Source organism: Acinetobacter sp. UBA3106, assembly GCA_002365595.1.
Lineage (GTDB): Bacteria > Pseudomonadota > Gammaproteobacteria > Pseudomonadales > Moraxellaceae > Acinetobacter.
In genome coordinates this window covers 96,507-119,521 of sequence record DFAM01000016.1, presented here as the reverse complement: position 1 = coordinate 119,521, position 23,015 = coordinate 96,507, and the positions used below count along the sequence as shown (strand labels likewise).

General features: G+C 42.7%; 21 protein-coding genes. 13 read left to right on the top strand and 8 right to left on the bottom strand.

The genetic code is table 11. The features are described 5' to 3' along the window. Window positions 1-102 precede the first annotated feature (102 nt). A complete protein-coding gene (asd, locus tag B4C48_RS08515; RefSeq protein ID WP_291355519.1) occupies window positions 103-1,221 on the bottom strand; it encodes an aspartate-semialdehyde dehydrogenase in 1,119 nt (372 codons plus the stop codon). 190 nt (window positions 1,222-1,411) lie between these two features. Between asd and B4C48_RS08510 the strand changes: the two genes are divergently transcribed. From B4C48_RS08510 to B4C48_RS08500, 3 genes are all read left to right on the top strand, one after another. Continuing rightward, entirely contained in the window at window positions 1,412-2,542 is a 1,131-nt protein-coding gene (locus B4C48_RS08510) for an endonuclease/exonuclease/phosphatase family protein (RefSeq protein ID WP_291355517.1), read from the top strand. 220 nt (window positions 2,543-2,762) lie between these two features. After that, window positions 2,763-3,155 (top strand): hypothetical protein, encoded by a 393-nt coding sequence (locus B4C48_RS08505; protein WP_291355515.1) that lies wholly within the window; start codon window positions 2,763-2,765, stop codon window positions 3,153-3,155. A 7-nt stretch (window positions 3,156-3,162) separates the two neighbouring features. Continuing rightward, the gene (locus B4C48_RS08500) at window positions 3,163-3,570 is read left to right on the top strand and encodes a GNAT family N-acetyltransferase (RefSeq protein WP_291355514.1); all 408 of its coding nucleotides are present in this window, start codon (window positions 3,163-3,165) and stop codon (window positions 3,568-3,570) included. Between the two features lie 88 nt (window positions 3,571-3,658). Here the strand turns inward: B4C48_RS08500 and B4C48_RS08495 are convergent, their stop codons facing one another. From B4C48_RS08495 to B4C48_RS08485, 3 genes are all read right to left on the bottom strand, one after another. After that, a complete protein-coding gene (locus tag B4C48_RS08495; protein ID WP_291355513.1) occupies window positions 3,659-4,759 on the bottom strand; it encodes a glycosyltransferase family 4 protein in 1,101 nt (366 codons plus the stop codon). A gap of 217 nt (window positions 4,760-4,976) precedes the next feature. Next, window positions 4,977-5,912 (bottom strand): lauroyl acyltransferase, encoded by a 936-nt coding sequence (locus B4C48_RS08490; protein ID WP_291355512.1) that lies wholly within the window; start codon window positions 5,910-5,912, stop codon window positions 4,977-4,979. Window positions 5,913-6,018: 106 nt separating this feature from the next. Then, on the bottom strand, window positions 6,019-7,926 hold the full coding sequence (locus tag B4C48_RS08485) for an ATP-binding cassette domain-containing protein (protein ID WP_291355510.1): 1,908 nt from the start codon (window positions 7,924-7,926) through the stop codon (window positions 6,019-6,021). Window positions 7,927-7,959: 33 nt separating this feature from the next. Between B4C48_RS08485 and B4C48_RS08480 the strand changes: the two genes are divergently transcribed. The 10 genes from B4C48_RS08480 (at window position 7,960) to B4C48_RS08435 (ending at window position 18,986) form a co-directional block, all read left to right on the top strand. Next, window positions 7,960-8,205 (top strand): SlyX family protein, encoded by a 246-nt coding sequence (locus tag B4C48_RS08480; protein WP_291355508.1) that lies wholly within the window; start codon window positions 7,960-7,962, stop codon window positions 8,203-8,205. Window positions 8,206-8,428: 223 nt separating this feature from the next. Continuing rightward, window positions 8,429-9,430 (top strand): hypothetical protein, encoded by a 1,002-nt coding sequence (locus tag B4C48_RS08475; RefSeq protein ID WP_291355506.1) that lies wholly within the window; start codon window positions 8,429-8,431, stop codon window positions 9,428-9,430. 70 nt (window positions 9,431-9,500) lie between these two features. After that, window positions 9,501-9,950 carry an ammonium transporter gene (locus tag B4C48_RS08470; protein WP_291355504.1) on the top strand — a complete coding sequence of 150 codons (450 nt, stop codon included), beginning with the start codon at window positions 9,501-9,503 and terminating at the stop codon, window positions 9,948-9,950. Between the two features lie 35 nt (window positions 9,951-9,985). Continuing rightward, entirely contained in the window at window positions 9,986-12,625 is a 2,640-nt protein-coding gene (gene topA / locus B4C48_RS08465; protein WP_291355502.1) for a type I DNA topoisomerase, read from the top strand. Window positions 12,626-12,960: 335 nt separating this feature from the next. Next, on the top strand, window positions 12,961-13,719 hold the full coding sequence (locus B4C48_RS08460; RefSeq protein ID WP_291355500.1) for a hypothetical protein: 759 nt from the start codon (window positions 12,961-12,963) through the stop codon (window positions 13,717-13,719). A gap of 173 nt (window positions 13,720-13,892) precedes the next feature. Further along, window positions 13,893-15,029 carry a glycerate kinase gene (locus B4C48_RS08455; RefSeq protein WP_291355498.1) on the top strand — a complete coding sequence of 379 codons (1,137 nt, stop codon included), beginning with the start codon at window positions 13,893-13,895 and terminating at the stop codon, window positions 15,027-15,029. A gap of 276 nt (window positions 15,030-15,305) precedes the next feature. Beyond that, entirely contained in the window at window positions 15,306-17,297 is a 1,992-nt protein-coding gene (locus B4C48_RS08450) for an ATP-dependent helicase (RefSeq protein WP_291355496.1), read from the top strand. A gap of 77 nt (window positions 17,298-17,374) precedes the next feature. Continuing rightward, window positions 17,375-17,629: an RNA recognition motif domain-containing protein gene (locus tag B4C48_RS08445; RefSeq protein ID WP_086173986.1), complete on the top strand. Its 255-nt coding sequence runs from the start codon at window positions 17,375-17,377 to the stop codon at window positions 17,627-17,629. Between the two features lie 465 nt (window positions 17,630-18,094). Continuing rightward, window positions 18,095-18,598 (top strand): DUF6586 family protein, encoded by a 504-nt coding sequence (locus B4C48_RS08440; protein WP_291355493.1) that lies wholly within the window; start codon window positions 18,095-18,097, stop codon window positions 18,596-18,598. A 109-nt stretch (window positions 18,599-18,707) separates the two neighbouring features. Then, window positions 18,708-18,986 (top strand): hypothetical protein, encoded by a 279-nt coding sequence (locus tag B4C48_RS08435; protein WP_086198409.1) that lies wholly within the window; start codon window positions 18,708-18,710, stop codon window positions 18,984-18,986. 56 nt (window positions 18,987-19,042) lie between these two features. Here the strand turns inward: B4C48_RS08435 and B4C48_RS08430 are convergent, their stop codons facing one another. The 4 genes from B4C48_RS08430 to B4C48_RS08415 form a co-directional block, all read right to left on the bottom strand. Beyond that, window positions 19,043-20,761: a cation:proton antiporter gene (locus B4C48_RS08430; protein WP_291355490.1), complete on the bottom strand. Its 1,719-nt coding sequence runs from the start codon at window positions 20,759-20,761 to the stop codon at window positions 19,043-19,045. 150 nt (window positions 20,762-20,911) lie between these two features. Then, entirely contained in the window at window positions 20,912-21,067 is a 156-nt protein-coding gene (gene rpmG, locus B4C48_RS08425) for a 50S ribosomal protein L33 (RefSeq protein WP_001205031.1), read from the bottom strand. A 12-nt stretch (window positions 21,068-21,079) separates the two neighbouring features. Continuing rightward, a complete protein-coding gene (gene rpmB, locus B4C48_RS08420) occupies window positions 21,080-21,316 on the bottom strand; it encodes a 50S ribosomal protein L28 (RefSeq protein ID WP_000048256.1) in 237 nt (78 codons plus the stop codon). 162 nt (window positions 21,317-21,478) lie between these two features. After that, a complete protein-coding gene (locus tag B4C48_RS08415) occupies window positions 21,479-22,927 on the bottom strand; it encodes a coniferyl aldehyde dehydrogenase (RefSeq protein ID WP_291355469.1) in 1,449 nt (482 codons plus the stop codon). Window positions 22,928-23,015 lie beyond the last annotated feature (88 nt).

Here is a 23,015-nt window from a genome sequence, read left to right as displayed (position 1 = left end):
ATTAGCGAGGTGTTGAATAATTGTAAAACATTTAACATAAAGGATACATAAAAAAAGCCGATCAATTATGACCGACTTTTATTTTTTTCTTTCAATGAGCCATTAAGTATTTTTGTAATCAATCAGGATACGTAGCATACGACGTAAAGGTTCCGCAGCACCCCAAAGCAACTGGTCACCGACAGTGAACGCGCCCAAGTATTCTTTACCCATGTTCAGTTTACGTAAACGGCCGACTGGAACAGACAGGGTACCTGTTACTGCTACAGGTGTAAGATCAGTCATTGATGCTTCACGTGTATTAGGTACCACTTTAGACCAGTCATTTGCATTGGCGATGATATCTTCGATTTCATCTAATGGAACATCTTTACGAAGTTTCAAGGTCAATGCTTGTGAGTGACAACGCATTGCCCCAATACGCACACAGTGACCATCAATAGGAACAATTTGTTGGTTACCGAGGATCTTGTTGGTTTCAACCTGGCCTTTCCATTCTTCTTTAGACTGACCGCTTTCCAGCTGTTTGTCGATATAAGGAATGAGTGAACCTGCTAAAGGCACACCAAAGTTGGCTGAAGGGAAGCCTTCACCGCGCTGTAATTGAGCAATTTTAGAATCAATGTCTAAAATAGGAGAGCGTGGGTCGTCTAACAAATCTTTAGTGTTGTTGTACAGGTAGCCCATACCAGTGATCAGTTCACGCATGTTTTGCGCGCCTGCACCAGAAGCTGCCTGATAAGTCATTGAGGTTGCCCATTCCACCAGATTGTTCTGGAATAGACCGCCTAAGCCCATCAGCATCAATGAAACTGTGCAGTTACCACCCACAAATGTTTTAGTGCCATTCACCAAGCCATCTTTGATCACGTTCATGTTGACCGGATCAAGTACGATAATCGCTTCATCCGCCATACGTAAGGTAGATGCAGCATCAATCCAGTAACCATTCCAGCCTTCAGCTTTTAGCTTAGGAAAAATCTCGGAGGTATAGTCGCCGCCTTGACAGGTAATAATGACATCCATTTGCTTCAGACTGCTAATGTCTGATGCATCCATAAGTGCTGGGGCGGTTTTACCGCCAAACGCAGGTGCTTCACCACCGGCATTACTGGTAGAAAAATAGAATGGCTCAAAATGAGCAAAATCATTCTCTTCAACCATACGTTGCATAAGGACAGAACCAACCATCCCGCGCCAACCGACCAGACCTACTTTCATGTCACTTTGCCTCGGTGCGTTAAAAAATAAAAGGGGGTTTGAGTGTATCAAAAGTGCCCACAACTGCAAGTACTACACAATGAAAACATCAATATTATTGAGCGGAATATCTTGTTTATGTTACATACAAAATTGATAAAGTTTTTTAACTGCAGATTGAATTAAAAAAGATAAAAAAGAGTAGAGGCTTATGATTTGGGTGGAAATCGTTACAGTTTTTGTCATTTGGCTGACATTCTGGTCATTAATTCCACGAGATGAATGGTGGATTCGAGGTGCTGATTTTCCACGCTTGCAAATTTTGGTTTTGGGATTTATTGCTTTAATTTTACTGCTGGTTTGGGATCAGCCGTGGAATTTAAGCCGGGAAATTATTGTTATTGCCCTGATTGCCGCACTGGCATACCAGCTCAAAATGGTGCTTCCTTATACTTTTTTATGGAAGAAACAGGTTAAGCATGTTCGCAAACATCAGCTTAACCCGGATAAGCAAATCTCTTTGATTATCTCCAATGTACTGACGCCAAATAATAAATATCATTTACTGATTGAGCAGATTCAAAAATATCAACCTGATTTGGTATTAACTTTGGAATCAGATCGAATGTGGCAAAAAGCACTTTCGGTGATTGAAAAAGATTATCCCTACCGGGTGCCCGTACCTCTGGATAATTTATACGGCATGCATCTATATAGTCGTTTAGAGTTAAAAGATACCGAGGTCAAGTTTATTTTAAGTGATGAGATACCTTCCATTCATACCACGGTAATTTTACGCTCCGGTCAACTGGTGCAGCTTTATTGTTTACATCCTAAACCGCCTAGTCCAACTGAAGCCAAAGATTCGACGCTGCGCGATGCCGAGCTGTTAATTGTAGGTGATCAGATCAAGGACCTGGATGCAAGCTGTATTGTGATGGGGGATCTGAATGATGTGGCCTGGTCGCGAACAACCCGACTGTTTCAGCGGATTAGTGGTTTGCTCGATCCACGTGTGGGGCGGCATTTTGTCAATACCTTCCATGCCGATTATCCCTTATTGCGTTGGTCACTGGATCATGTTTTTCACAGTACCGACTTTGCCCTGGTTCGCATGAAAAGATTACCTCATATGGGGTCAGATCATTTTCCAGTATATGTGGTTTTACAGACGGGAAGGGTTTTCGATCAGCTACAAGAAGAGCTGGAGCAAACAGATGCCGATGAACAGGAAGCTCAAGAGAATATACAAGAAGGTATTGAAAAGGCTGAAAAAGAAGAAAAATTAGTTACAGATAAAATTACCCAGTCCTATAAAAATGGGATCAAGCAGGCGGATTAAATAATAGAAAAGTGTACGAAATGGCTTACATTGATTTAGGTCAATTGCGAATGGTTCTTTTTTATTAACTGCCTTAATCTAGACTCATCAGCCAAGGAGCCGGGAAAGGAAAATCCCATTAAGGAAGACGAAACAGGTGGCTGAGAGAAAATCATCATGGATATGATGCAGCAATGGATAGCAATAACAAAATAAAAATAATATTTGGAAGCACAACCTCATGTACCCGAGTTTTGCAGGATGCAGAACTCGGGTTTATGCTTTAATAGAACATCCTAAAAATAAAATTTCAGCCATGTATTTGTCAAAATTTCAAGAACTTAAAATTGATATCACTAATTTTACTGAATTATCACGTGATGCTTTACATATTTATGCAGGGCTGACGCTATTCTTTATTGTGGCCTTTTTTCACCATCATCAATTGAAATCGAAATGGGCAATAGGGGCTGTGCTAATTGCTGCAGTTGTTGCAGAGCTGTTTGATGCCCATGATGATTTAATCAATTATGGGTATTGGCACATTGGGGCCAGTCTGCACGATATCATCAACACCATTTTCTGGCCGTTGGTTATTTGGTTAATGGCTCGATTTCGAGTGTGGAAAGGCTAATGACGCTATGACTTTCGATATCTCAATGCATGATCAGGTTCATGAAGCAGAAGTATTAAAAATCTATCAAGCGAATCATTGGTCATCAGCGCAAAAGCCGGTTCAGCTGTTGGCAGCATTACAACATTCACATAGTCTGGTGACAGCCAGACAGGAAGGGCAACTTATTGGTTTGGGAAATGCGATCTCTGATGGACACTTGGTGGTGTATTTTCCACATTTGCTGGTACATCCCGATTTTCAGCATTTGGGCGTTGGTCGATTAATGATGCAAGCAATGCTATTTAAATATAAGGATTTTCATCAAAAAATATTGGTTGCTGAACATCAAGCCATAAAATTTTATCAATCCATGGGTTTTGTTCGGGCAGGACAAACTGAACCGATGTGGATTTATGCAGGCACGGAACATTGATAATATCTGTATTGAATCCTATCTTTAGCCCAGTCTACTTTTATCTGTAATAAAGATTCTCAAGAGACTGGGATAAATCGTTTTAAATTTATTTCAAAACTTGTTTATATAAATGAAGTGTCTGATCACACATTTCTTTTAAACTAAATGTTGTGACGGGCTTAACTTGCTGGGACTCATCAATATGCTGTTGAACAGCATTTAAAAGTGCCACCTGATCATCTACGTCAATTAAACCTTGTGGATACAGCTGCGATAAAATCTCTGCCACACCGCCCCGGTTCCAGCCAATCACTGGCGTACCCACGGATAAGGCCTCTAAAACAGTACGACCGAAAGTCTCTGCCTGATTGGACAATGAAAGCACCACATCACTAAAAGCCAGCCATTCACGAATATCCGAACGATGCCCCACAAAAGTGATTTTGTCGCTCAGACCTTTGCTTTGAATATTGTCCTGCATTTCTTTGAGATAAGCAGCCTTTTTCGGATCAGCCCCGCCAACCACCACCGCATGCAGGTTGGGATACTGGTTTTGCAGCTGTTCCATTAACTTAATTAAAGTTTCATGACCTTTTAAGCGGGTAATTCGACCTGGAAGACAGAGTAAAAACTTGTTTTCCAGCTCGGGAAAATCTTTAAAAGTTTGATTCAACCACTGTACAGAAGGCTGATAACCATGCGGGAAAGCGGTAGGGTCTATGCCACGGTAAATCCGCACAATATCTTGAGTGGGGCAATTTTTGTAGTTATCGGTAATGTATTTGACCACACTGTCGGACACCGCAATGACTTTTTCAGCCTGGGTCATAATTTGGCTATAACGGTTAATTGAATAGAAGCCATGTACGGTACTGATTAAATGTGGACGACGTTCTGCAGGAATGCCTTTTAAAGCAAAATGGGTCAGCCAGGCAGGGACACGGGAACGTACATGCACAATGTCGGGTTGGTGCTGTTCAATCAGCTGACGCAACGGACGAATTTGCCATAAGCTCGACAGGGCTTTTTTATGAATGGCTAACGTCAAATGTGTTGAACCTTCCGCTTCAAGCTGTGCCACCAACCGGCCACCATTGGATACCACAAAAGATTCATGACCTTCTGCAACCAAGGCACGGGCGATTTCTAAAGTACCGCGTTCTACGCCACCGCTATTCAGTTCAGGAAGAAGTTGCATCACTTTCATGGTTTTTTGCCTTTAGGGTTGTCGCAAAGCGGAGTTTTACCGTTCATTTATCCAATATTTGGAGTTTATTCTTTACTTTTGTTTCGGCAAAAGTAAAAAAACCATCTGTTGGACTGACGATACATCCATGATATCGCAGTCCAACGGGCGACATCCTTGTCGCCTTTACACGATAGTAGATTCTGTGCGAGGTTTCTTAGTTATCTTAATTATCTTATTAATAGATTTTCTCAAAGCCTTCCGGACGAGTTTTAAAGCGACGATGGAACCACATATATTGGGTCGGGGCAATACGCAGCTGACGTTCAATAATCTGATTGACACGTGTAGCATCATCCACTTCATCTTCACTAGGCAGATTATCTACAACCGGTTCAATCAGCACATGATAACGCGGATCTTTTAAATCACCGGTGCGATAAAAATATAACGGAATCGGGACGGCTTTGGAGATTTTCAGTAAACGACGATGTGCAGTGACTGTGGCAGCAGGGGTACCGAAAAATGGTGCCATCACGCCCTGTTTTAAACCAAAATCCTGATCCGGACTATACCAGATGGCATGACCCTCTTTCAGGTTACGGATGAGACCACGCATGTCATCATGGTCAATTTGATTGGCATAAATAGTGGCACGACAGCGATAAATCAGCATGTCGAGCAGGGGATTATTTTGCGGACGATAAACCACATCTGGCTCAAAATATTGAGCACACAAATAACCGCCGGCATCGAGTAATGTTGAATGCGTACCTAACAGTAAAACACCTTTTCCTGCGGCTTGGGCATTTTGAATGTGTTCCAAGCCTTCAATCGTGACACGGCCTTTAAACCATTGCGGGCAGTACCAGGCATTTAAGGTTTCAAAGATCCCAATCATCTGGTCAACAAAAACCTGACGTGCATGTACTTGTACCTGTTCAGGCGTCCATTCAGGAAAACAGACTTCCAGATTACGTACTGTGGTTTTACGGCGAGATTTCAGTTTGTCAAATGCCAGATTGCCAATAAAAGTGGCTAAACGGTGTTGAATGGCCCACGGTAAAATCGCCAGAATCATCAGAAATACAATACCAATCCAGATACCCCAATATTGAGGTAAAAGAAATGACCATTGGAATTCTCCGGGTTTGTAGTCTGGCTGTTTACTCATAATGACCGTTTATACCAAAAATTATCTGCAGTTTAACATGAAGTTATTTTTTAAATAAAAAAGCACCTGCAAAATACTTTACAGGTGCTTTTGTAACACGGCTAAATTAATCGCCTTTGCTGAGATTCTCTAATTCTTCCCAACGTTCTAATTTTTCAAGCAATTGCTCGTCAATTTCCGTGAGGCGATTAGACAGTTTCATAGCTTTGTCCGCATCGGTCACAAACAGTGAACCATCTGCAAGTTGAGCATTAATTTCAGCTTGCTCTTTTTCAAGCGCTTCCATTTCAGCAGGCAGTTGTTCTAATGCACGCTGATCTTTATAGCTCAGCTTCACTTTTTTCGGTGCTGCTGCGGCAGCCGCTGCTTCGGCTTTGGCCAGGGCTTTTTTCACATCACTTTTCTGATCTACGGCTGTTTGATCTGGGCGCTGTTCCAGATAATCCTGATAACCACCGATGTATTCGTCAATATGACCTTTACCATCAAATACCCAAGTCGACGTGACCACATTGTCCATGAAGGCACGGTCATGCGAGATCAATAACAAGGTACCTTTATAACCACCGAGCATTTCTTCCAATAGTTCAAGGGTCACCATATCCAAGTCATTGGTTGGCTCATCCATGACAATTAAATTGGATGGTTTAAGTAACAGTTTTGCCAACAGAATACGGTTACGTTCACCACCAGACAATGCTTTTACCGGCGTACGGGCACGTTCCGGAGAGAACAGAAAATCTTGAAGATAACTGTAGATATGACGACGGCCACCGTTAACATCGACAAAGTCCGAACCTTCCGAAACGTTGTCTTTAACTGATTTTTCTAAATCGAGTGCATTACGTAGCTGATCGAAATAAGCGACTTCAAGCTGGGTACCGGTTTTTACTGTACCAGTATGTTCGATCTCACCCAGAATAGCTTTAATAAGTGTTGTTTTACCGACACCATTATCACCCACCAAGCCAATACGGTCGCCACGAAGCACCAAAGCAGAGAAATCTTTGATAATCGGTTCTTGATTGCCGAAAGCAACACTTAAATGTTCAATATCAAAGACCAGCTTGCCAGAACGATTGGCTTCCTGAGTTGCCATGCTGACTTTGCCTTGCTGTGAGCGACGTGCTTTTGATTCTTCACGTAGCGCTTTTAAGGCACGTACACGACCTTCATTACGGGTACGACGTGCTTTAATTCCTTGGCGAATCCAGACTTCTTCTTCAGCTAAACGTTTGTCGAACAATGCATTTTGCTTTTCTTCCGCTTCCATTTGCTGCGCTTTCAGGTCAAGGTAACGTGAATAGTTACCTTCATAGCTACGCAAAGTACCACGATCGAGTTCGACAATACGCGTTGCAATGCTGTCGACAAATGAACGGTCATGCGAAATAAATAATAAGGTCAAATTATTTTGATCGAGCAGGAATTTTTCTAACCATTCAATACTTTCAACGTCCAAGTGGTTGGTTGGTTCGTCAAGTAAAAGTACATCGGGTTGAGTAAGTAGCGCACGTGCTAATAGCACCCGACGTTTACGACCACCCGATAAATCGGCTAAATCTGCATCCGGGTCTAAACCCATTTTGCTTAAAATAGAATTGACTTTGGTTTCCAAAGCCCAGCCATCGACCTGATCGAGCTTGTGCTGTAGGTTACCCATGCGGTCGCAGGCTTCCATATCACCGAGTACACAAGCATCACTGGCTTCGTGATAGGCTTTGAGTACCGCTGCCGCTTCACCTGCACCATCGGCCACGATATCTGCAACTTTACCGGAATCCATCGGTACATCTTGAGCCAGCATGGAAATGGTGATGCCATTTTGTATAGAAACTTCACCACGATCTGGCAGTAAACTTCCCTCAATGAGTTTAAGTAAAGTAGACTTACCTTCACCGTTACGGCCAATCAAACAAACTCGTTCACCGCGTTCCAAATTGAAGTTCGCGCCGTCGAGCAGGGACGGTCCGCCAAACGCGAGTTGGACATCCCTTAACGTAATATAGGCCATACTGTTTCCTGAAATCCAAAATGAGGACTTAAAATGACTAAACAAAAAAATCTTAATGATCAGGCGTCATTTTCCGCACACTTGGAAGATTTGCAAGTTCGAATTACATTTTTAGATGATTTAGTTGAACAATTAAATGAGCAAGTAACCCGTCAAAATATTGAAATTACGGATTTAAAGAAGCAAATGCAGCTGCTTTATCAGCGTGTGGAATCTTCAGATTTATCTGAAGGGATTGCTGCTTTTGATCCTCTGGCTGATCGACCACCGCATTATTAAGCTTGATCAAGATATAAATTAAAGCCCGGGTCTTATACTTGGGCTTTTTACTGAAAAAAGAATTTAACCTTTCCTTCACTTTGATATTAATCATTTACGGGTAAAGCATTCAGCATGAGTCATGACATTGAATAAAAGCCAAAAGCAGAAAAATATTTGACCTTTATCCTGGTTCCCGTTCTAATGCACGGCATCTGCCTAGCTGAACTGTTTATTTGAAGATATGAGTGATAAAGTCGTTCTTCTTGATCTTGAAAATAATATGCCGACTGCGCAATTGCTGCGTAACATTATTCCGCATTATGCTGCAATTTACCTGTTTAATTGCCAAGGAAAATTTGAATATTCTCTGGAAGATTTAACTGAGTTTTCAAGTTGGGTCAGCAGTGGACAGGTGGTTATTTTAGAAACCGCAGAAGTTGAGCACAAAGAATTTGAATATGCGGTAGTCGTAGGACAACTGATTGCACTGCTAGATACCGAAACGCCAATTGAGCTAATCTCTGCCATGCCAAGCAGTGAAATTTTGCTCGACATGATGCAATCTTCAAACCTGAACTGTAGTCTGATTCAGATTCAGGCTGAACGACCAGTTTTAAATTCAAAATATAAAATTCCCAGTGTTGAGACTATTCTGCAAAAACCGGACTTGCTGTTGGTGAAAAAGTATTGTGATGCTTTAGGGAAAATGAAGGGTAAACCGAATACGCTGGAGAAGTTGAAGAACTCGCTGGCGAATATTTTGCAACTGCCAAATGATCAGCTTCAGCATTTCACGGGTTTATTGATTAATTTAAAAATTGTAAAACGCTTTGATGAGCAAATCAGCTTCCGTAAAAAAGTCATTAAGCAATGGATGCAGCTCGACTTGGAGCAGAAAATATTTGTAGAAAAAGCCCCAAATATGTCCTCTGTTTTTGCGGAATTATCCACTGAAGATTCTTCACCAGAAGTAAAGGTAGAACAGGCCAATACGCTGCATCATGCACAAAAAGAGTTATTTAAAAACTTTTCCAAAATTGATCCTGTTCAGGTGATTGTGGCGCAAAAATTACGCGAATTAAAATCCGACAAGCCCAAAGACATTTATGCCCTGCGCGATTTGCTGGAACAAATGTTTCCCAAATCGGATGTTCGGTTATTACTTAAAGAATTGATTGAAAAGGGATATGTTTACTGGAATGGTAGTGAAATATTATATAGTCATGAGCTGTTCTTGAATTAATTTCATCGCTGTAACTTGCGTTTTACATTCAGCTTATGCAACTCTAATAAAGGAATAATAAGGTTGTACTATGGAAAATACTGGAATTTGGATTACAGTCTTCATTGTGCTGTTTGTGCTTGGCTCAATTTTTGGGCTACGTGTCAGCCCAAGAGAAAAAGCATTAGGCCTGATGCGTGAAAAAGCGCGCAAGATGGCTTTACATCCGCGTTTAGTCGCAGCTCCCGATTGGACCAAAGTTCCAATGGCAACAGAAAACCGTGCCAGTATGGTGGCTTATTACAGTGTTCTAATTCCAGATGCCCGACTGCCACTGATGCGTGCTCGGGTAGAAGATCAAAAGCTGAAAATTGTGCAAGGCGATGACAAGTTTAACGATTTGCCCATTGCATTAAAGGGCATTTATGCTATTGATATGCAGGCAAACTGTGTAGGACTCTATTGGGATGAAGAATCAGACCTTCGAGCAACACAGTTAGAAGACATTAAAGCTTATTTAACATCTTTGGCTGAACTTTAATTTATCAACCAATCAAACAGGATTAACGGTTAACTATGGCGAACGCTCCTCGGTCCACATCTAAAAGTACCACAGCAAAATCTCCGAGTGCTGCGAACAAGCGTGCCTTAGTGATTGTGGAGTCGCCTGCAAAAGCGAAAACAATCAACAAATATCTGGGTCCAAATTACATCGTAAAATCATCGGTGGGCCATGTTCGTGACTTGCCGACTGGCGGATCTAAAAGTACAGAAAAAAAGCCTGTATCACGTGCCAAACTGACCGATGAACAAAAAGCGGAAAAAGCACAATTAGCTTTGGTCAACCGTATGGGCGTTGATCCTGAACACGGCTGGAAAGCACATTATGAAGTGCTGCCAGGCAAAGAAAATGTCGTTGCTGAACTGAAAAAACTGGCATCGCAAGTTGATGAAGTCTATCTCGCAACGGATTTGGACCGTGAAGGGGAAGCCATTGCCTGGCATTTAAAAGAAGTGATTGGTGGCGATGATTCACGTTACCAGCGTGTGGTGTTTAACGAAATTACTAAAAATGCCATTCAGGAAGCGTTTAAACAGCCGGCACGTTTAGATATCGACAAGGTCAATGCACAGCAAGCCCGTCGTTTCTTGGACCGTGTTGTGGGTTTCATGATTTCGCCATTGCTTTGGGAAAAAATCGCCCGTGGTTTATCGGCTGGTCGTGTACAGTCGGTTGCAGTAAAACTGGTGGTTGAACGTGAACGTGAAATTCGTGCTTTCATCCCTGAAGAATACTGGCAAGTTTTTGCAGATACCAAATCGCAAAAAGACGATATCCGTCTTGAAGCAGTAAAGCAGGGTGGCAAGACGCTCAAACTGCACAATAAAGCCGAGACCGATGCTTTACTCAACCTGATTAAAGATGCTGAATATAAAGTTGCCAGTCGTGAAGATAAACCGACCAAGGTCAACCCAAGTGCACCGTATATCACCTCAACCCTGCAACAGGCTGCAAGCACACGTTTAGGTTTTTCTGTGAAGAAAACCATGATGCTGGCGCAGCGCCTGTATGAAGCGGGTTTCATCACCTATATGCGTACCGACTCGACATTCCTGAGTGATGATGCGGTCAATATGGTGCGTGGTCATATTGAGTCCGAGTTTGGTACTAAATACTTACCTGCCAAGCCAAACCGCTATGGTAACAAGGCGGGTGCGCAAGAAGCCCATGAAGCGATTCGTCCTTCCAATGTGGCACTGAAAGGCGATAGTCTAGCGGGTGTAGAACGTGATGCTCAGCGTCTGTATGACCTGATCTGGCGCCAGTTTGTAGCCTGTCAGATGACACCCGCAGAATATTTATCATCGACCATTTTAGTTGATGCCAATGGTGTGGAACTTAAAGCGAAAGGCCGTACCTTGGTCTTTGATGGCTTTACCAAAGTTCGTGGTGCAAATAAAGCTGATGATGATATTTTGCTACCTGCCGTTAAAGTGGGTGAAATCCTGAAACTGGAAAAACTTGATCCTTCTCAGCATTTTACCAAACCGCCTGCACGTTTCACTGAAGCATCGCTGGTAAAAGAACTGGAAAAACGTGGCATTGGCCGTCCTTCGACCTATGCAGCCATTATTTCCACCATTCAGGATCGTGGTTATGTGAAACTGGAAAACCGTCGTCTCTTTGCAGAGAAGATGGGAGAAATCGTGACAGACCGTCTCGATGAAAGTTTCAATAATCTGATGAACTATGACTTTACCGCAGATCTTGAAGGTCAGCTGGATAAAGTCGCTGATGGTCAGCGGAACTGGAAAGAGTTGCTGGATAATTTCTACGGCGACTTTAAGAAACGCTTAACCACAGCCCAAGGCGACCACGGTATGCGCCGTAATCTGCCAGTTGAAGTGGAAGCAGTACATTGCCCTGAATGTTCTCGTCCGATGCAGATTCGTACTGGAACGACGGGTGTATTCCTGGGATGTTCTGGCTATAACCTGCCGCCTAAAGAGCGTTGTAAAGGGACTCTGAATTTAACGCCGGTCGAATCCTTGGCGGCATTGTCTGATGATGATGCGGCAGAAACAGCTGACTTGATGTCGAAAAAACGTTGCCCGATTTGTGAAACGGCAATGGACAGTTATGTGATTGATGGTGGTCGCAAGTTGCATATCTGTGGGAATAACCCGGATTGTGCCGGTTTTGAACTTGAAGAAGGTGAGTTCAAAATCAAAGGTTATGATGGTCCAACCATTCCATGTGACAAGTGTGATGGTGAAATGCAGCTCAAAACTGGCCGCTTTGGTCCTTATTTTGCCTGCACCAGCTGTGACAATACCCGTAAAGTGCTAAAGAATGGTCAGCCTGCACCTCCGCGCGTAGATCCAATTAAAATGGAACACTTGCGTTCTACCAAGCATGATGACTACTTTGTGCTTCGTGATGGCGCGGCAGGTTTATTCCTGGCAGCGAGCAAGTTTCCTAAAGTGCGCGAAACCCGTGCACCGAAAGTGGCTGAACTGCGTAGTGTCGCCGAGCAGCTGGATCCAAAATATCAGTTTATTTTGCAAGCGCCGGATGCAGATCCTGAAGGGAATCCAACCTTGGTAAAATTCAGCCGTAAGAATCAAGCACAATATATCGGTTCTGAAAATGCTGAAGGTAAGCAGACCAAGTGGAGTCTGGTATTCCAGGATGGAAAATGGATTGAAGCTTAAGTTTTAAGTTCTGAAAAATGCTGACGAAAGTCGGCATTTTTATTGTTTTATAAATTGAATTGAGCATGATTTGTCAAAAATTATTTGAACACGTGGCAAGGTCATGCACAATTGTTCGAGACAGGACTACATCGGTAAAATACTGTTTCAGCGCTAAAATAGATAAAAGACGGAAGTTACCGAGTTTTGTACATGACACAGTTTTTGGGTACTTTTTGACGGCAAAAAGTACTGAATGAGCTCCCACTATTCATGGTTGAATGGAAAGACTCCGCTATACTTATATGTTTTAATGATCGTTGAAAATAAATACAAAAGATTGAGATGTTGAGGAAATGTGGAAAAATATTCGGATACTGTGTTTACTCATCATTTTATTGATTGTGGCAGTCAATGCTTACCGTGACCAAAATCAGGATTGGTCCAAGCCCATTATTGTCATGTTACATCCCATCAATGCAGATGGACGGGCTGCCACACAAAACTATATTCAATCCCTAAATCTCTCTGAGTTAAAAGGGGCGCAAGAATATCTCCAGCAGATGTCGGCACAGTATCGTGGACAGCCGATCGCGATTTATTTTCAGTTGGGTCGTGAACTCAACAGATTACCTCCCAAAGTGCCTGCACAGGCAACGATACTGGATACCATTTTATGGAGCTTAAAGTTTCGCTTTTATGCCTGGAAACAGCATGAAAGTATCGATGGTTCACCTACAGTGACATTATTTTTAAATTATTATGATCCTGAAATAATGAAAGAATTAAAACATTCTACTGCCTTGCAAAAAGGCCGTATTGGTTCAGTCAATTTGTTTGCTTCTAAAAAACAGTCAGAACAAAACAAGATTGTGCTGGTTCATGAATTACTCCATGCCTTTGGTGCGACCGATAAATATGATTTAGCAACAGGACAGCCGCTGTATCCGATAGGTTATGCTTATCCGAATCAACAGCCTTTATTTCCTCAAGCCAAAGCAGAGTTAATGGCAGGGCACATTCCTGTGTCAAATGATAAAAGCAAGATGCCTGACACTTTGCAGCAGACATTAATCAATGAAATAAGTGCGCTTGAACTCGGTTGGAAAAAATAAAAGCTGTAGATAAGGTTGAAAGTTTTAAGATTCCCTATCTCACTTTAGCTTCCTATCTCGAACATGAAGTACTCAAAAATTCTGCCGATATTTAAATCCAATTTAGTTAAAGAGTGCTCTAGGGAATTTATTTTATTGTATAAAAGATTTATTCATTTCATTTTTTGAACATCATGCCTAAAACTTTTGTCCTTGCACCCGATTCCTTTAAAGAAAGCATGACTACTGAACAGGCTTGTCAGGCCATGCAACGTGGTATTGAAAAGTTATGTACAGATGCGATTTGCATTTCAGTTACTATGGCAGATGGCGGCGAGGGCACAGTCGATGCATTAGTCTCAAGTTTAAAGGGACAAAAAATTGCATGTGAAGTTACAGGACCTTTGCTTGTAAAAAAAGTAAAAACTTATTTTGGCTTGGTGGATGAAGGCAAAACAGCAGTTATTGAAATGGCGAAAGCCAATGGCATTCATCTGATTGAATTTGCCCAGCGTAATCCTTTGCTCACCACCACTTTGGGCACAGGAGAGATGATCAAAGCAGCACTGGATTTAGGCGTTTCTAAAATTATTATCGGTTTGGGTGGCAGTGTGACCAATGATGCAGGTGCAGGTATGGTACAAGCTTTAGGGGTGAAATTTTTAGATGCACACAATACCGAAGTTGCAGTAGGTGGCGGGCAACTTGATCAAATCAGAATGATTGATACTACAGGTTTGGATTCACGTTTAAAGCACACAGAAATCCTCATTGCTAGTGATGTGAATAATCCTCTGACTGGAATAAACGGCGCATCGTATGTTTTTGGGCCACAAAAAGGCGCTACAGCTGAAATGGTGAAAATTCTGGATAATAACTTAAATCATTTTGCTGATGTCGTGGAGCAGCAACTTGGAATAAATTATCGGGAGATTGCGGGTGCAGGGGCAGCAGGTGGCTTGGGTTTTGGTTTGATGGCATTTGCAGGTGCCAAGATTCGTTCAGGTGTCGAGCTTGTAATTGAACAGACCAAATTGGCAGAGAAAATTGCTCAGGCGGATTATGTATTTACTGGTGAAGGCAAGATTGATTTCCAGACTAAATTTGGCAAAACGCCGTTTGGTGTGGCGCAGGTCGCCAAGCGATTGAATAAGCCTGTGATTGCTTTTGCGGGTCTAGTTGGCGATGGCATTGATGAGTTATATGACTTGGGCTTTACTCAAATTGTAGGGATTAATCCACCTAATTTTGATTTAGAAGATGCAATGCAAAATGCAGAAATGCACTTGGAGGATGTGGTAGTTGGGGTGTTAAGCAAACTTGAAAAGTGATTATGCTGAATTCTAAAAGTAGAGAGTGTCATGGCCTCCAATGAATAGCTTTAGCATGGGTTTTTGGGTAGGCAAATTTACTTTTCAAGGATGAAAAGTAACAAAAATCCTTTGTTGAACTGATTCAACATCCATGTTTCACAGTTCAACAGGCGACATCCATGTCGCCTTTCTGGATGGCAAAATATAGGGATAGATTCAATTTTTAAGTTGATCAATCTCAGATTTATGGTCAGCTCTGTTAAACTATTCATCTATCTAGCACGATGAGACACCATGAGTTTAGCCACCCTGATTAATGAATTAAATCCGCAACAAAAACAGGCTGCCACGACCGAGGCAAAGCATAGTCTGGTACTTGCAGGGGCGGGCTGTGGCAAAACCAAAACCATTGTGGCACGTGCGGCTTACCTGATTGATCAAGGTGTGCCGGCCAATCAAATTCAAATTTTAACCTTTACCCGACGTTCAGCCAGTGAAATTGTGGCACGGGTCGAATTGGCTTTGGGCGAGCAGGCTAAAGGCTTGCGAGCTTCGACTTTTCATACCTTCTGCATGTATCTGCTGCGCCGTATTCCGAAAGCATTTGGCTTAGAGCAATTCTCGATTATTGATCGTGATGATCAGTTGATGATGTTCCGTCTGATTCGCGGAAAGGATGATAAAAAAAATCCCAATGCCTTGCCTAAGCCGCAGCAGCTGTGTGACCTGTATTCTTTTGCCCGCAATACCCGACAAAAACTCAGTATTTCCCTAGAAAAACAGCATCCTGAATTTTTGGAATATAAAGATCAAATCGCCGATATCATGAAAGAATACGAAACACGAAAACGTGCCCGTAGCTTTCTGGACTATGACGATATTTTGGCGGTGGTCGCATCAGCACTGGCGCAATCTGAAGGTCTCTGTGATTATGTAGCCTCGATTTGTCAGCACATGCTGGTGGATGAAATGCAGGATACCAATCCGCTGCAATGGGCTTTGCTGGAACCGTTAAAAGATAAAGTCAGTCTGTTCTGTGTTGGTGATGATGCCCAATCCATTTATGGCTTTCGTGGTGCGGACTTTGAAAATATCCACTATTTTAAAGAACGCGTACCGGATGCGCAGATTTTTAAACTGGAACAAAATTACCGTTCAACACAGCAAATTCTAGATCTGTCTAACTGGCTGCTCGATCAAAGTCCGATCAAATATGACAAACGTCTGGATGCACATCGTGGAGAGGGCATTAAACCCAAACTGCATATTTTCCCGAACGAGTTTGATGAAGCCAAATGGATTGCCATTGATATTAAAGAGCGGCATTTTCTGGAAGGCACGCCATGGCATGACCATATGGTGCTGGTGCGTTCCAGTTTTGCTGCGCGTCACATTGAGGCGGCCTTTATTCAGGCTAATGTGCCTTACCGCTTTATTGGCGGCATGAAACTGCTAGAAACAGCGCATGTCAAAGACCTGCTCAGTTTATTACGGGTCATTGCTAATCCTTTGGATGATATTGCCTGGATGCGTTTTCTGACCCTGTGGAACGGAGTGGGTGATGTCGGTGCCAGTAAACTGGCGCAGCAGCTACTGCAGCAAGACGATGTCGAACTGATTTTTGACAAACTGGAAAAATTTGGCCGTATTCCTGAAAAGACCTTGCTGATTATGAAGCAAATGTCGGTATTAAAAGATCAGGTGCAAGCTTGTGTCACTTTAGGGATAGAAGCCTTGGTCGAACAGTTGGAAGAAAACTACGCCAAGAAAGACTGGTCGAAACGGATGGGCGATTTTGACCTGGTCAAACAGCTGGCCACCAAACATGATCAGCTGAGTGAGTTTTTGGAAGAATATGTGCTCGATCCGGTATCAATCAGTGAAATAGAACGCCAGTCTGAAGATGATGTTGTAACCCTCATCACCATTCATTCTGCCAAAGGCACAGAGCAGAAGATTTGCTATGTCGCGAATGTTTCTGCGGGACAGTATCCACATGCACGAGCTTCGGGCAATTTCGACGACGTCGAAGAGGAACGCCGGGTCTTGTATGTGGCTTTAACCCGTGCCAAGGATGAACTGATCCTAACCAAACAGAACCTGAATCTGTGGGCACGGGATCAGGTCGATGAACAGGGGCGTAAAGTTGAAAGTTATTTCCTCAATGACTTGACCCGCAACCTCTGTACGACTGAAACCCATTACAAGCAGCGTCAACAAACGGTAAAAAGTGCCTTAATTGAACGGCAATCGATTAATTTAGATTTTGGTATCGATCTCGATTAAACTATCTCAATATTGAAGTGCAAAAAGTAAGTAGGCGAGTGCTTTTTGGTTTTTTTAGCCTATTTTAAGGTCATCAGATGAAAATTTTAGTTCGTAATTTAGAACGTACAGTGACAGAAGCTGAATTGCTTGAATTGTTCAAGCAATATGGCACAGTAGATTCATGCACTTTGGTTTTAGATGCTGCAACAGGTAAATCAAAAGGCTTTGCTTTTGTGGAAATGCCGCATGGTCGTGAAGCAGTGAAAGCGATTAAAGGCTTAAATACTTTGCGTTTGCATGGACAGGGTATTCGCGTCAAGCAGGCTGAAGACAAGCCGGCAGCAGAATAAACAATAAAAGGAGCGATGCTCCTTTTTTTATGCATGGAAAAGAAATGGCGTTTTCCAGTTTTTAGAGTAGCAGCTGCTGGACGGTAAATTGCTCAAGAACAAAATGAATTAGAAATACGTCTTAAGCAATCCAAACTGTTAAATGTGCAAGATTGGTGGAATGTAGTAAATAAAACTTGCCGGACCAATGCGGGTCATCAAGTGCAAGTTTTTGTAGTCAAAAGAGTGGCTATGGAGTCAGTTCATCCCTGACAAGAAAATGGAATTGCAGCAGTGCTACATACTGGACAGCAGGTTATTGCCTTGGTGATAACAATGTATGCCTATCGACTCACCAATTGCTGTACAGGCAAAGCGCAAAATCTATTTAATTAAAATGAATCGTGCATAATTTTTTATTGTGCATCGAGTAAAATTAAGTTTACTCTTAGTGATGTAACTCACGCCAGAATTTAGGAAATCACCATGTCTCGTGTTGCGCGCTTTCATGCGGATCGTACCAATCAAAAATTGTATTTTGCACGTCTTGCATGTCAACTCGCTGAGCAAACAGATCATGTTCAGCAGGCGCAAGCACACCGTGAAGCGGCAGTATTTCATTTGCACGGTGCAGTATTGGCATTTTTGCAGGAACTGGTTCGTTACTACCGTTTAAATGACTTTGCACCGACCCTGAAGTCGATTGAAGAACACATGGCAGACAAAGGGCAAATCTCGCCTGAAGTGACCGTAATGCAGCAGTTGGCAAAACAGGGGTTTATTGCCGAGCTAAAACGTGCCTACCGTATGTGCCAATATGCGCCGGAACCGAGTGCACCGGAACCTGAAGATGAAACATCTTCCAACCTGATTATTAAGGTGACTCAGACTCCTCAAGCCTGGTTGCCAGATACCAAAATCCTGCGTGAATGGCATCGCGATTTGACTCAATTAATTGATGGCTTTCGCAATGAGATGGTTGAATTTTAAACTTTACGACCAATGCTCTTGAAGTTTCTGCCACAGACCTTATATACAATAGTCTAAGCAATGCAAAGTGCACACAGCACTTTGCCACCATGTTGAACATGGAGGATATATGTCTATAGAACATTTGAAAGAATTATTTGGTAATCAAGAAGCGATTTTGGAACTTGTTCAACTTGAAGGTGGTGAGTTAGCATTGCGAAATGCAGGCTCTGAAAAAGAACCGCTCGTCAAAATTCAGTTTAATGATGAAGTCAAAGCGTTACTTGGTGACCAGACACCAGTAATTGCCCAGCATATGGTGCAGGCGGCTTTGTTCGCGATGATGGAAAAGCAGGTCAATGAATGGCAGGCTGAAATCGTGGATGAACAGCCAAAGTACATGAGCTAAGCTTATTTAAACCTAAAAAAAGCGCACTGAAGTGCGCTTTTTTTATGGGCTGAAAATTAGTGTGTGGGTGCTTGATGATGCGCAATCTGAATCTGATTTAAAATATGATTGGTCATGTTGATGGCCATTTCTTCTTTGGCAAAATAAACCTGACCAATATTATCGCGACGGATCACTTCAGCTTCTTCCTTGCTTTCGGCACAGACCAAAACCTGAATTTGCGGATTCAATGTTTTGGCAATATCGACAATTTTATGAATATCCAGAATATCCATAGGAGAAAGCACCAACAGGCGTGCATGTTGAATATGTGCCTGAATAAGTACACCGGCTTCGGTCGCATGCCCCGACACCGCAGCAATGCCTTTGGCACGCAGACTTTCAACAATCTCACGGTTTTCTTCAGCAATCACCACCTTAATGTCTTGTGCCATTAATGACTTGGTAATACGACGACCGACTTCACCATGACCGACAATCACCACCTGATCACGCAAGTACTCTTGTGAGACTTCATCTGGCAACATGGACAGCGGGTCACCGCTACGTTCCAGTAAACGGGCCAAGTTCGAGCGTTCACGAATCCAGTTTTGTACCGGTTCAATGGCAGAGAACACGAATGAGTTTAAGGTAATGGAGATGAGTGCGCCGGCTAAAATCAGGTTTTGACCATCTAAAGACAACAGATGCAGTGAGACCCCTAAGGTCGCCAGAATAAATGAAAATTCACCAATTTGTGCAAGACTGGCACCGACGGTTAAAGCCGTATTAATAGGATAACGAAAGAACAGTACCAGTGCCATCGCAGCGATCGTTTTACCAATCATGATAATGGCAACCACAGCAAGAACCTGCCAAGGCTGCTGTACCAAAATCATCGGATCAAACAGCATCCCTACCGACACAAAGAATAAAATGGAAAAAATTTCACGTAAGGGTAGGGTTTCTTCTTCTGCGCGGTGACTGAAATCAGACTCTTTAACCACCATTCCGGCAAAGAATGCGCCGAGTGCCATCGACACGCCAAAAACTTTATACGCCCCAAATGCAATAGATACTGCCGCAGCAACGACAGTTAAGGTAAACAGTTCACGCGATCCCAAGCGGGCAACAATCTGCATAATCCATGGCACCAGGCGTTTGCCAACGATCAGCATAAAGGCAATAAAGCCGGCCACTTTCAATAACGTAATAGCTAAAGTCATCCAGATATTGGCATTGGGGTCTGAGCCGACAATTGCTGTTCCCCCTAGTAAAACGGCTGTAGCAGGAAGCAACACCAAAGCCAGTACCATGACCAGATCTTCAACCAGTAACCAGCCTACGGCAATTTTACCATTCACAGAGTTGATCAGACCTCGGTCTCCCAAGGCTTTCAGTAGGACTACCGTACTGGCACAGGACAGGCTTAAACCGAACACCAGTGCTGAACCAAAACTCCAGCCCCAGATCATGGTCACGCCTATACCGAGTAAAGTCGCTACAGCAATTTGCAGAACAGCACCCGGTAAAGCAATACGGCGTACCTGCATCAGGTCGCTTAAGGAAAAGTGCATCCCGACACCAAACATCAGGAACATCACCCCGAGTTCAGCCAACTGATTGGCAAGATGTATATCTCCTACCACTCCGGGGGTATTCGGGCTAATTAAAATACCCGCAACTAAATAGCCAATTAGAGGGGGAAGACGAATACGCGCAGCAATATAGCCAAAAATGAGCGCCAGTCCAAAGCCGACGGCAAGTAATATAATCAGATCTACATCATGAGGCACTAAAAACTCCTTAAGCTTGAGCCAAAGTTAAGGGTAAAAAAGAATAAGCACAAAAAATGCCAAAAAAGAATAATTAGAAGTGTAACAACTCGAGCAAAAAAAATGCAAAAAAAAACGACCCGAAGGGTCGCTTTTTTAAAGAAGTCAAAATTATTTAATTTTAGCTTCTTTGAAGATTACGTGTTGACGGATTTTTGGATCAAATTTTTTGATTTCCATTTTTTCCGGCATAGTACGTTTGTTCTTAGTGGTGGTATAGAAATAACCTGTACCAGCTGAAGAAACTAAGCGAATTTTATCACGCATGGTTCAGACTCCTTAGATCTTTTGACCTTGAGCACGTAGGTCAGCAACAACCTTTTCAATGCCCAATTTGTCGATAATACGCATACCCTTAGTGGTTAAACGAAGACGTACAAAACGTTTTTCGCTTTCTAACCAGAAACGGTGGTGATGCAGGTTCGGCTCGAACCGGCGTTTGGTTTTGTTATTGGCGTGCGAGACATTGTTTCCAACGACTGGACGCTTGCCGGTAACTTGGCAAACCTTAGACATGGTGAACTCCATTGCTAGACAGCACCGATTGTGCGGCTAGTCATTAAAAGTAAACGGATGAAATCATTCAAGGGGCGTTTTATACCAAAAATACGCTTAAAAGACAAGCGAATTTAAGAAAAACGCGGCATGATCAGGTGTGATAGATCATGCCTTGATCAGTTATCGAAGAAGGGTCTTCGAAATTAGCTTGTGAATCGGCTTGTTAAACGGTGGGAGAATGAATTTCAAGCTATAGAGCTTTGGATTAGACATTACTGACCGTTCATGCGACAAACTGAAGAAACCTTCTGGACCATGATATTTGCCCATACCTGAAGCACCGACTCCACCAAAAGGTAAGTCATCCTGTGCGACATGGGTGAGTACCATATTCTGCCCGAAATGCCCTGAATGAGTATGCTGTGCGACATAGTCGGCACGCGCCTGATCAAAGTCGAAATAGTATAATGCAAGTGGACGCGGACGGCTATTAATAAAGTCAATCACATCGTCGATTTGATCATATTCTAGAATAGGAAGGATCGGTCCAAAAATTTCCTCTTTCATAATCCGCATTTCTGTGGTGACGCCGGTCACGACAGTGGGCGCAATTTTCCGGACTTTGCTTAAGTCTTCATGTGCTGGATTTAATTCAGTAATTTTAGCGCCTTGACTACGCGCATCTTCCAGATAGCCCTGCAGACGATTGTATTGTTTGTCATTAATAATCGAGGTGTAATCCTGATTGTATTCAATACTCGGATACATCTCTTCAATACAGGCCTTATAGTGCTCAATAAATTCAGCCGTTTTGCCTTTAGGCAGGAACATATAGTCAGGTGCCACGCAGGTTTGACCTGAATTCCAGAGTTTACCGGCAGCCAGCCGCTGCGCAACATCTTGCAAATCGATAGAAGGATGAACCAGAACAGGGGATTTTCCACCCAATTCTAAAATCACAGGCACCAGGTTTTCTGAAGCAGCGGCCATTACGGTTTTACCAATTTCAGTTGAACCGGTAAAAATGATTTTATCAAAGGCCAAATGACTAAAGGCATCGGAAACCGGTCCGCCGCCATTAATTACTGCAACCAGTTCGGTTGGAAACGCTTCGCCTAAGGCCTTTTCCAGCGCACGGCCAAAATGGCTTGAAGCACTGGAGATTTTAATCATGGCATGGTTACCCGCTGCGATTGCACAAATCAGGGGACCAACCGACAATAATAGTGGATAGTTCCAAGGCGCAATGATTCCCACCACACCGAGAGGTTGATATTGAACCCAGGCTTTTGCCGGCTGATGGATAATTCCCACATGGCGCTTGGACGGTTTCATCCAATTGGTCAAATGCTTGCTATAATATTTAATCTGTTCAAGACAGGTGAGTAATTCACCGATTTTGGTTTCGCTGATAGAACGGTTACCATAGTCCTGATTAATTGCTTCGGCAAATTGATCTTGATATTTAACTAAGATACGCTTTAGACGTGCTAAACGATCAATACGTTCCTTTGCCGATGGTAAGGGATGACGTAGATAAGCATGCTTTTGCTGTTCTAGCACGTCGTGTAAGTGCTGAATATTAAACGAATGTGGTGTCATTGAAGTTGTTTTTGTTTGACTGTTCATGACCTGCTACCATTAAATAAAAAGCGATTAATTTAATTTTTAGAGTAAAAGCTCTAAATAGTCAAGTTACTTTATGTGTTAGCTCGCT

Coding starts and splice junctions, on each gene's coding strand:
- asd (WP_291355519.1), bottom strand. CDS start 1,221: ATGAAAGTAGGTCTGGTCGGTTGGCGCGGGATGGTTGGTTCTGTCCTT.
- B4C48_RS08510 (WP_291355517.1), top strand. CDS start 1,412: ATGATTTGGGTGGAAATCGTTACAGTTTTTGTCATTTGGCTGACATTC.
- B4C48_RS08505 (WP_291355515.1), top strand. CDS start 2,763: ATGTACCCGAGTTTTGCAGGATGCAGAACTCGGGTTTATGCTTTAATA.
- B4C48_RS08500 (WP_291355514.1), top strand. CDS start 3,163: ATGACTTTCGATATCTCAATGCATGATCAGGTTCATGAAGCAGAAGTA.
- B4C48_RS08495 (WP_291355513.1), bottom strand. CDS start 4,759: ATGAAAGTGATGCAACTTCTTCCTGAACTGAATAGCGGTGGCGTAGAA.
- B4C48_RS08490 (WP_291355512.1), bottom strand. CDS start 5,912: ATGAGTAAACAGCCAGACTACAAACCCGGAGAATTCCAATGGTCATTT.
- B4C48_RS08485 (WP_291355510.1), bottom strand. CDS start 7,926: ATGGCCTATATTACGTTAAGGGATGTCCAACTCGCGTTTGGCGGACCG.
- B4C48_RS08480 (WP_291355508.1), top strand. CDS start 7,960: ATGACTAAACAAAAAAATCTTAATGATCAGGCGTCATTTTCCGCACAC.
- B4C48_RS08475 (WP_291355506.1), top strand. CDS start 8,429: ATGAGTGATAAAGTCGTTCTTCTTGATCTTGAAAATAATATGCCGACT.
- B4C48_RS08470 (WP_291355504.1), top strand. CDS start 9,501: ATGGAAAATACTGGAATTTGGATTACAGTCTTCATTGTGCTGTTTGTG.
- topA (WP_291355502.1), top strand. CDS start 9,986: ATGGCGAACGCTCCTCGGTCCACATCTAAAAGTACCACAGCAAAATCT.
- B4C48_RS08460 (WP_291355500.1), top strand. CDS start 12,961: ATGTGGAAAAATATTCGGATACTGTGTTTACTCATCATTTTATTGATT.
- B4C48_RS08455 (WP_291355498.1), top strand. CDS start 13,893: ATGCCTAAAACTTTTGTCCTTGCACCCGATTCCTTTAAAGAAAGCATG.
- B4C48_RS08450 (WP_291355496.1), top strand. CDS start 15,306: ATGAGTTTAGCCACCCTGATTAATGAATTAAATCCGCAACAAAAACAG.
- B4C48_RS08445 (WP_086173986.1), top strand. CDS start 17,375: ATGAAAATTTTAGTTCGTAATTTAGAACGTACAGTGACAGAAGCTGAA.
- B4C48_RS08440 (WP_291355493.1), top strand. CDS start 18,095: ATGTCTCGTGTTGCGCGCTTTCATGCGGATCGTACCAATCAAAAATTG.
- B4C48_RS08435 (WP_086198409.1), top strand. CDS start 18,708: ATGTCTATAGAACATTTGAAAGAATTATTTGGTAATCAAGAAGCGATT.
- rpmG (WP_001205031.1), bottom strand. CDS start 21,067: ATGCGTGATAAAATTCGCTTAGTTTCTTCAGCTGGTACAGGTTATTTC.
- rpmB (WP_000048256.1), bottom strand. CDS start 21,316: ATGTCTAAGGTTTGCCAAGTTACCGGCAAGCGTCCAGTCGTTGGAAAC.
- B4C48_RS08415 (WP_291355469.1), bottom strand. CDS start 22,927: ATGAACAGTCAAACAAAAACAACTTCAATGACACCACATTCGTTTAAT.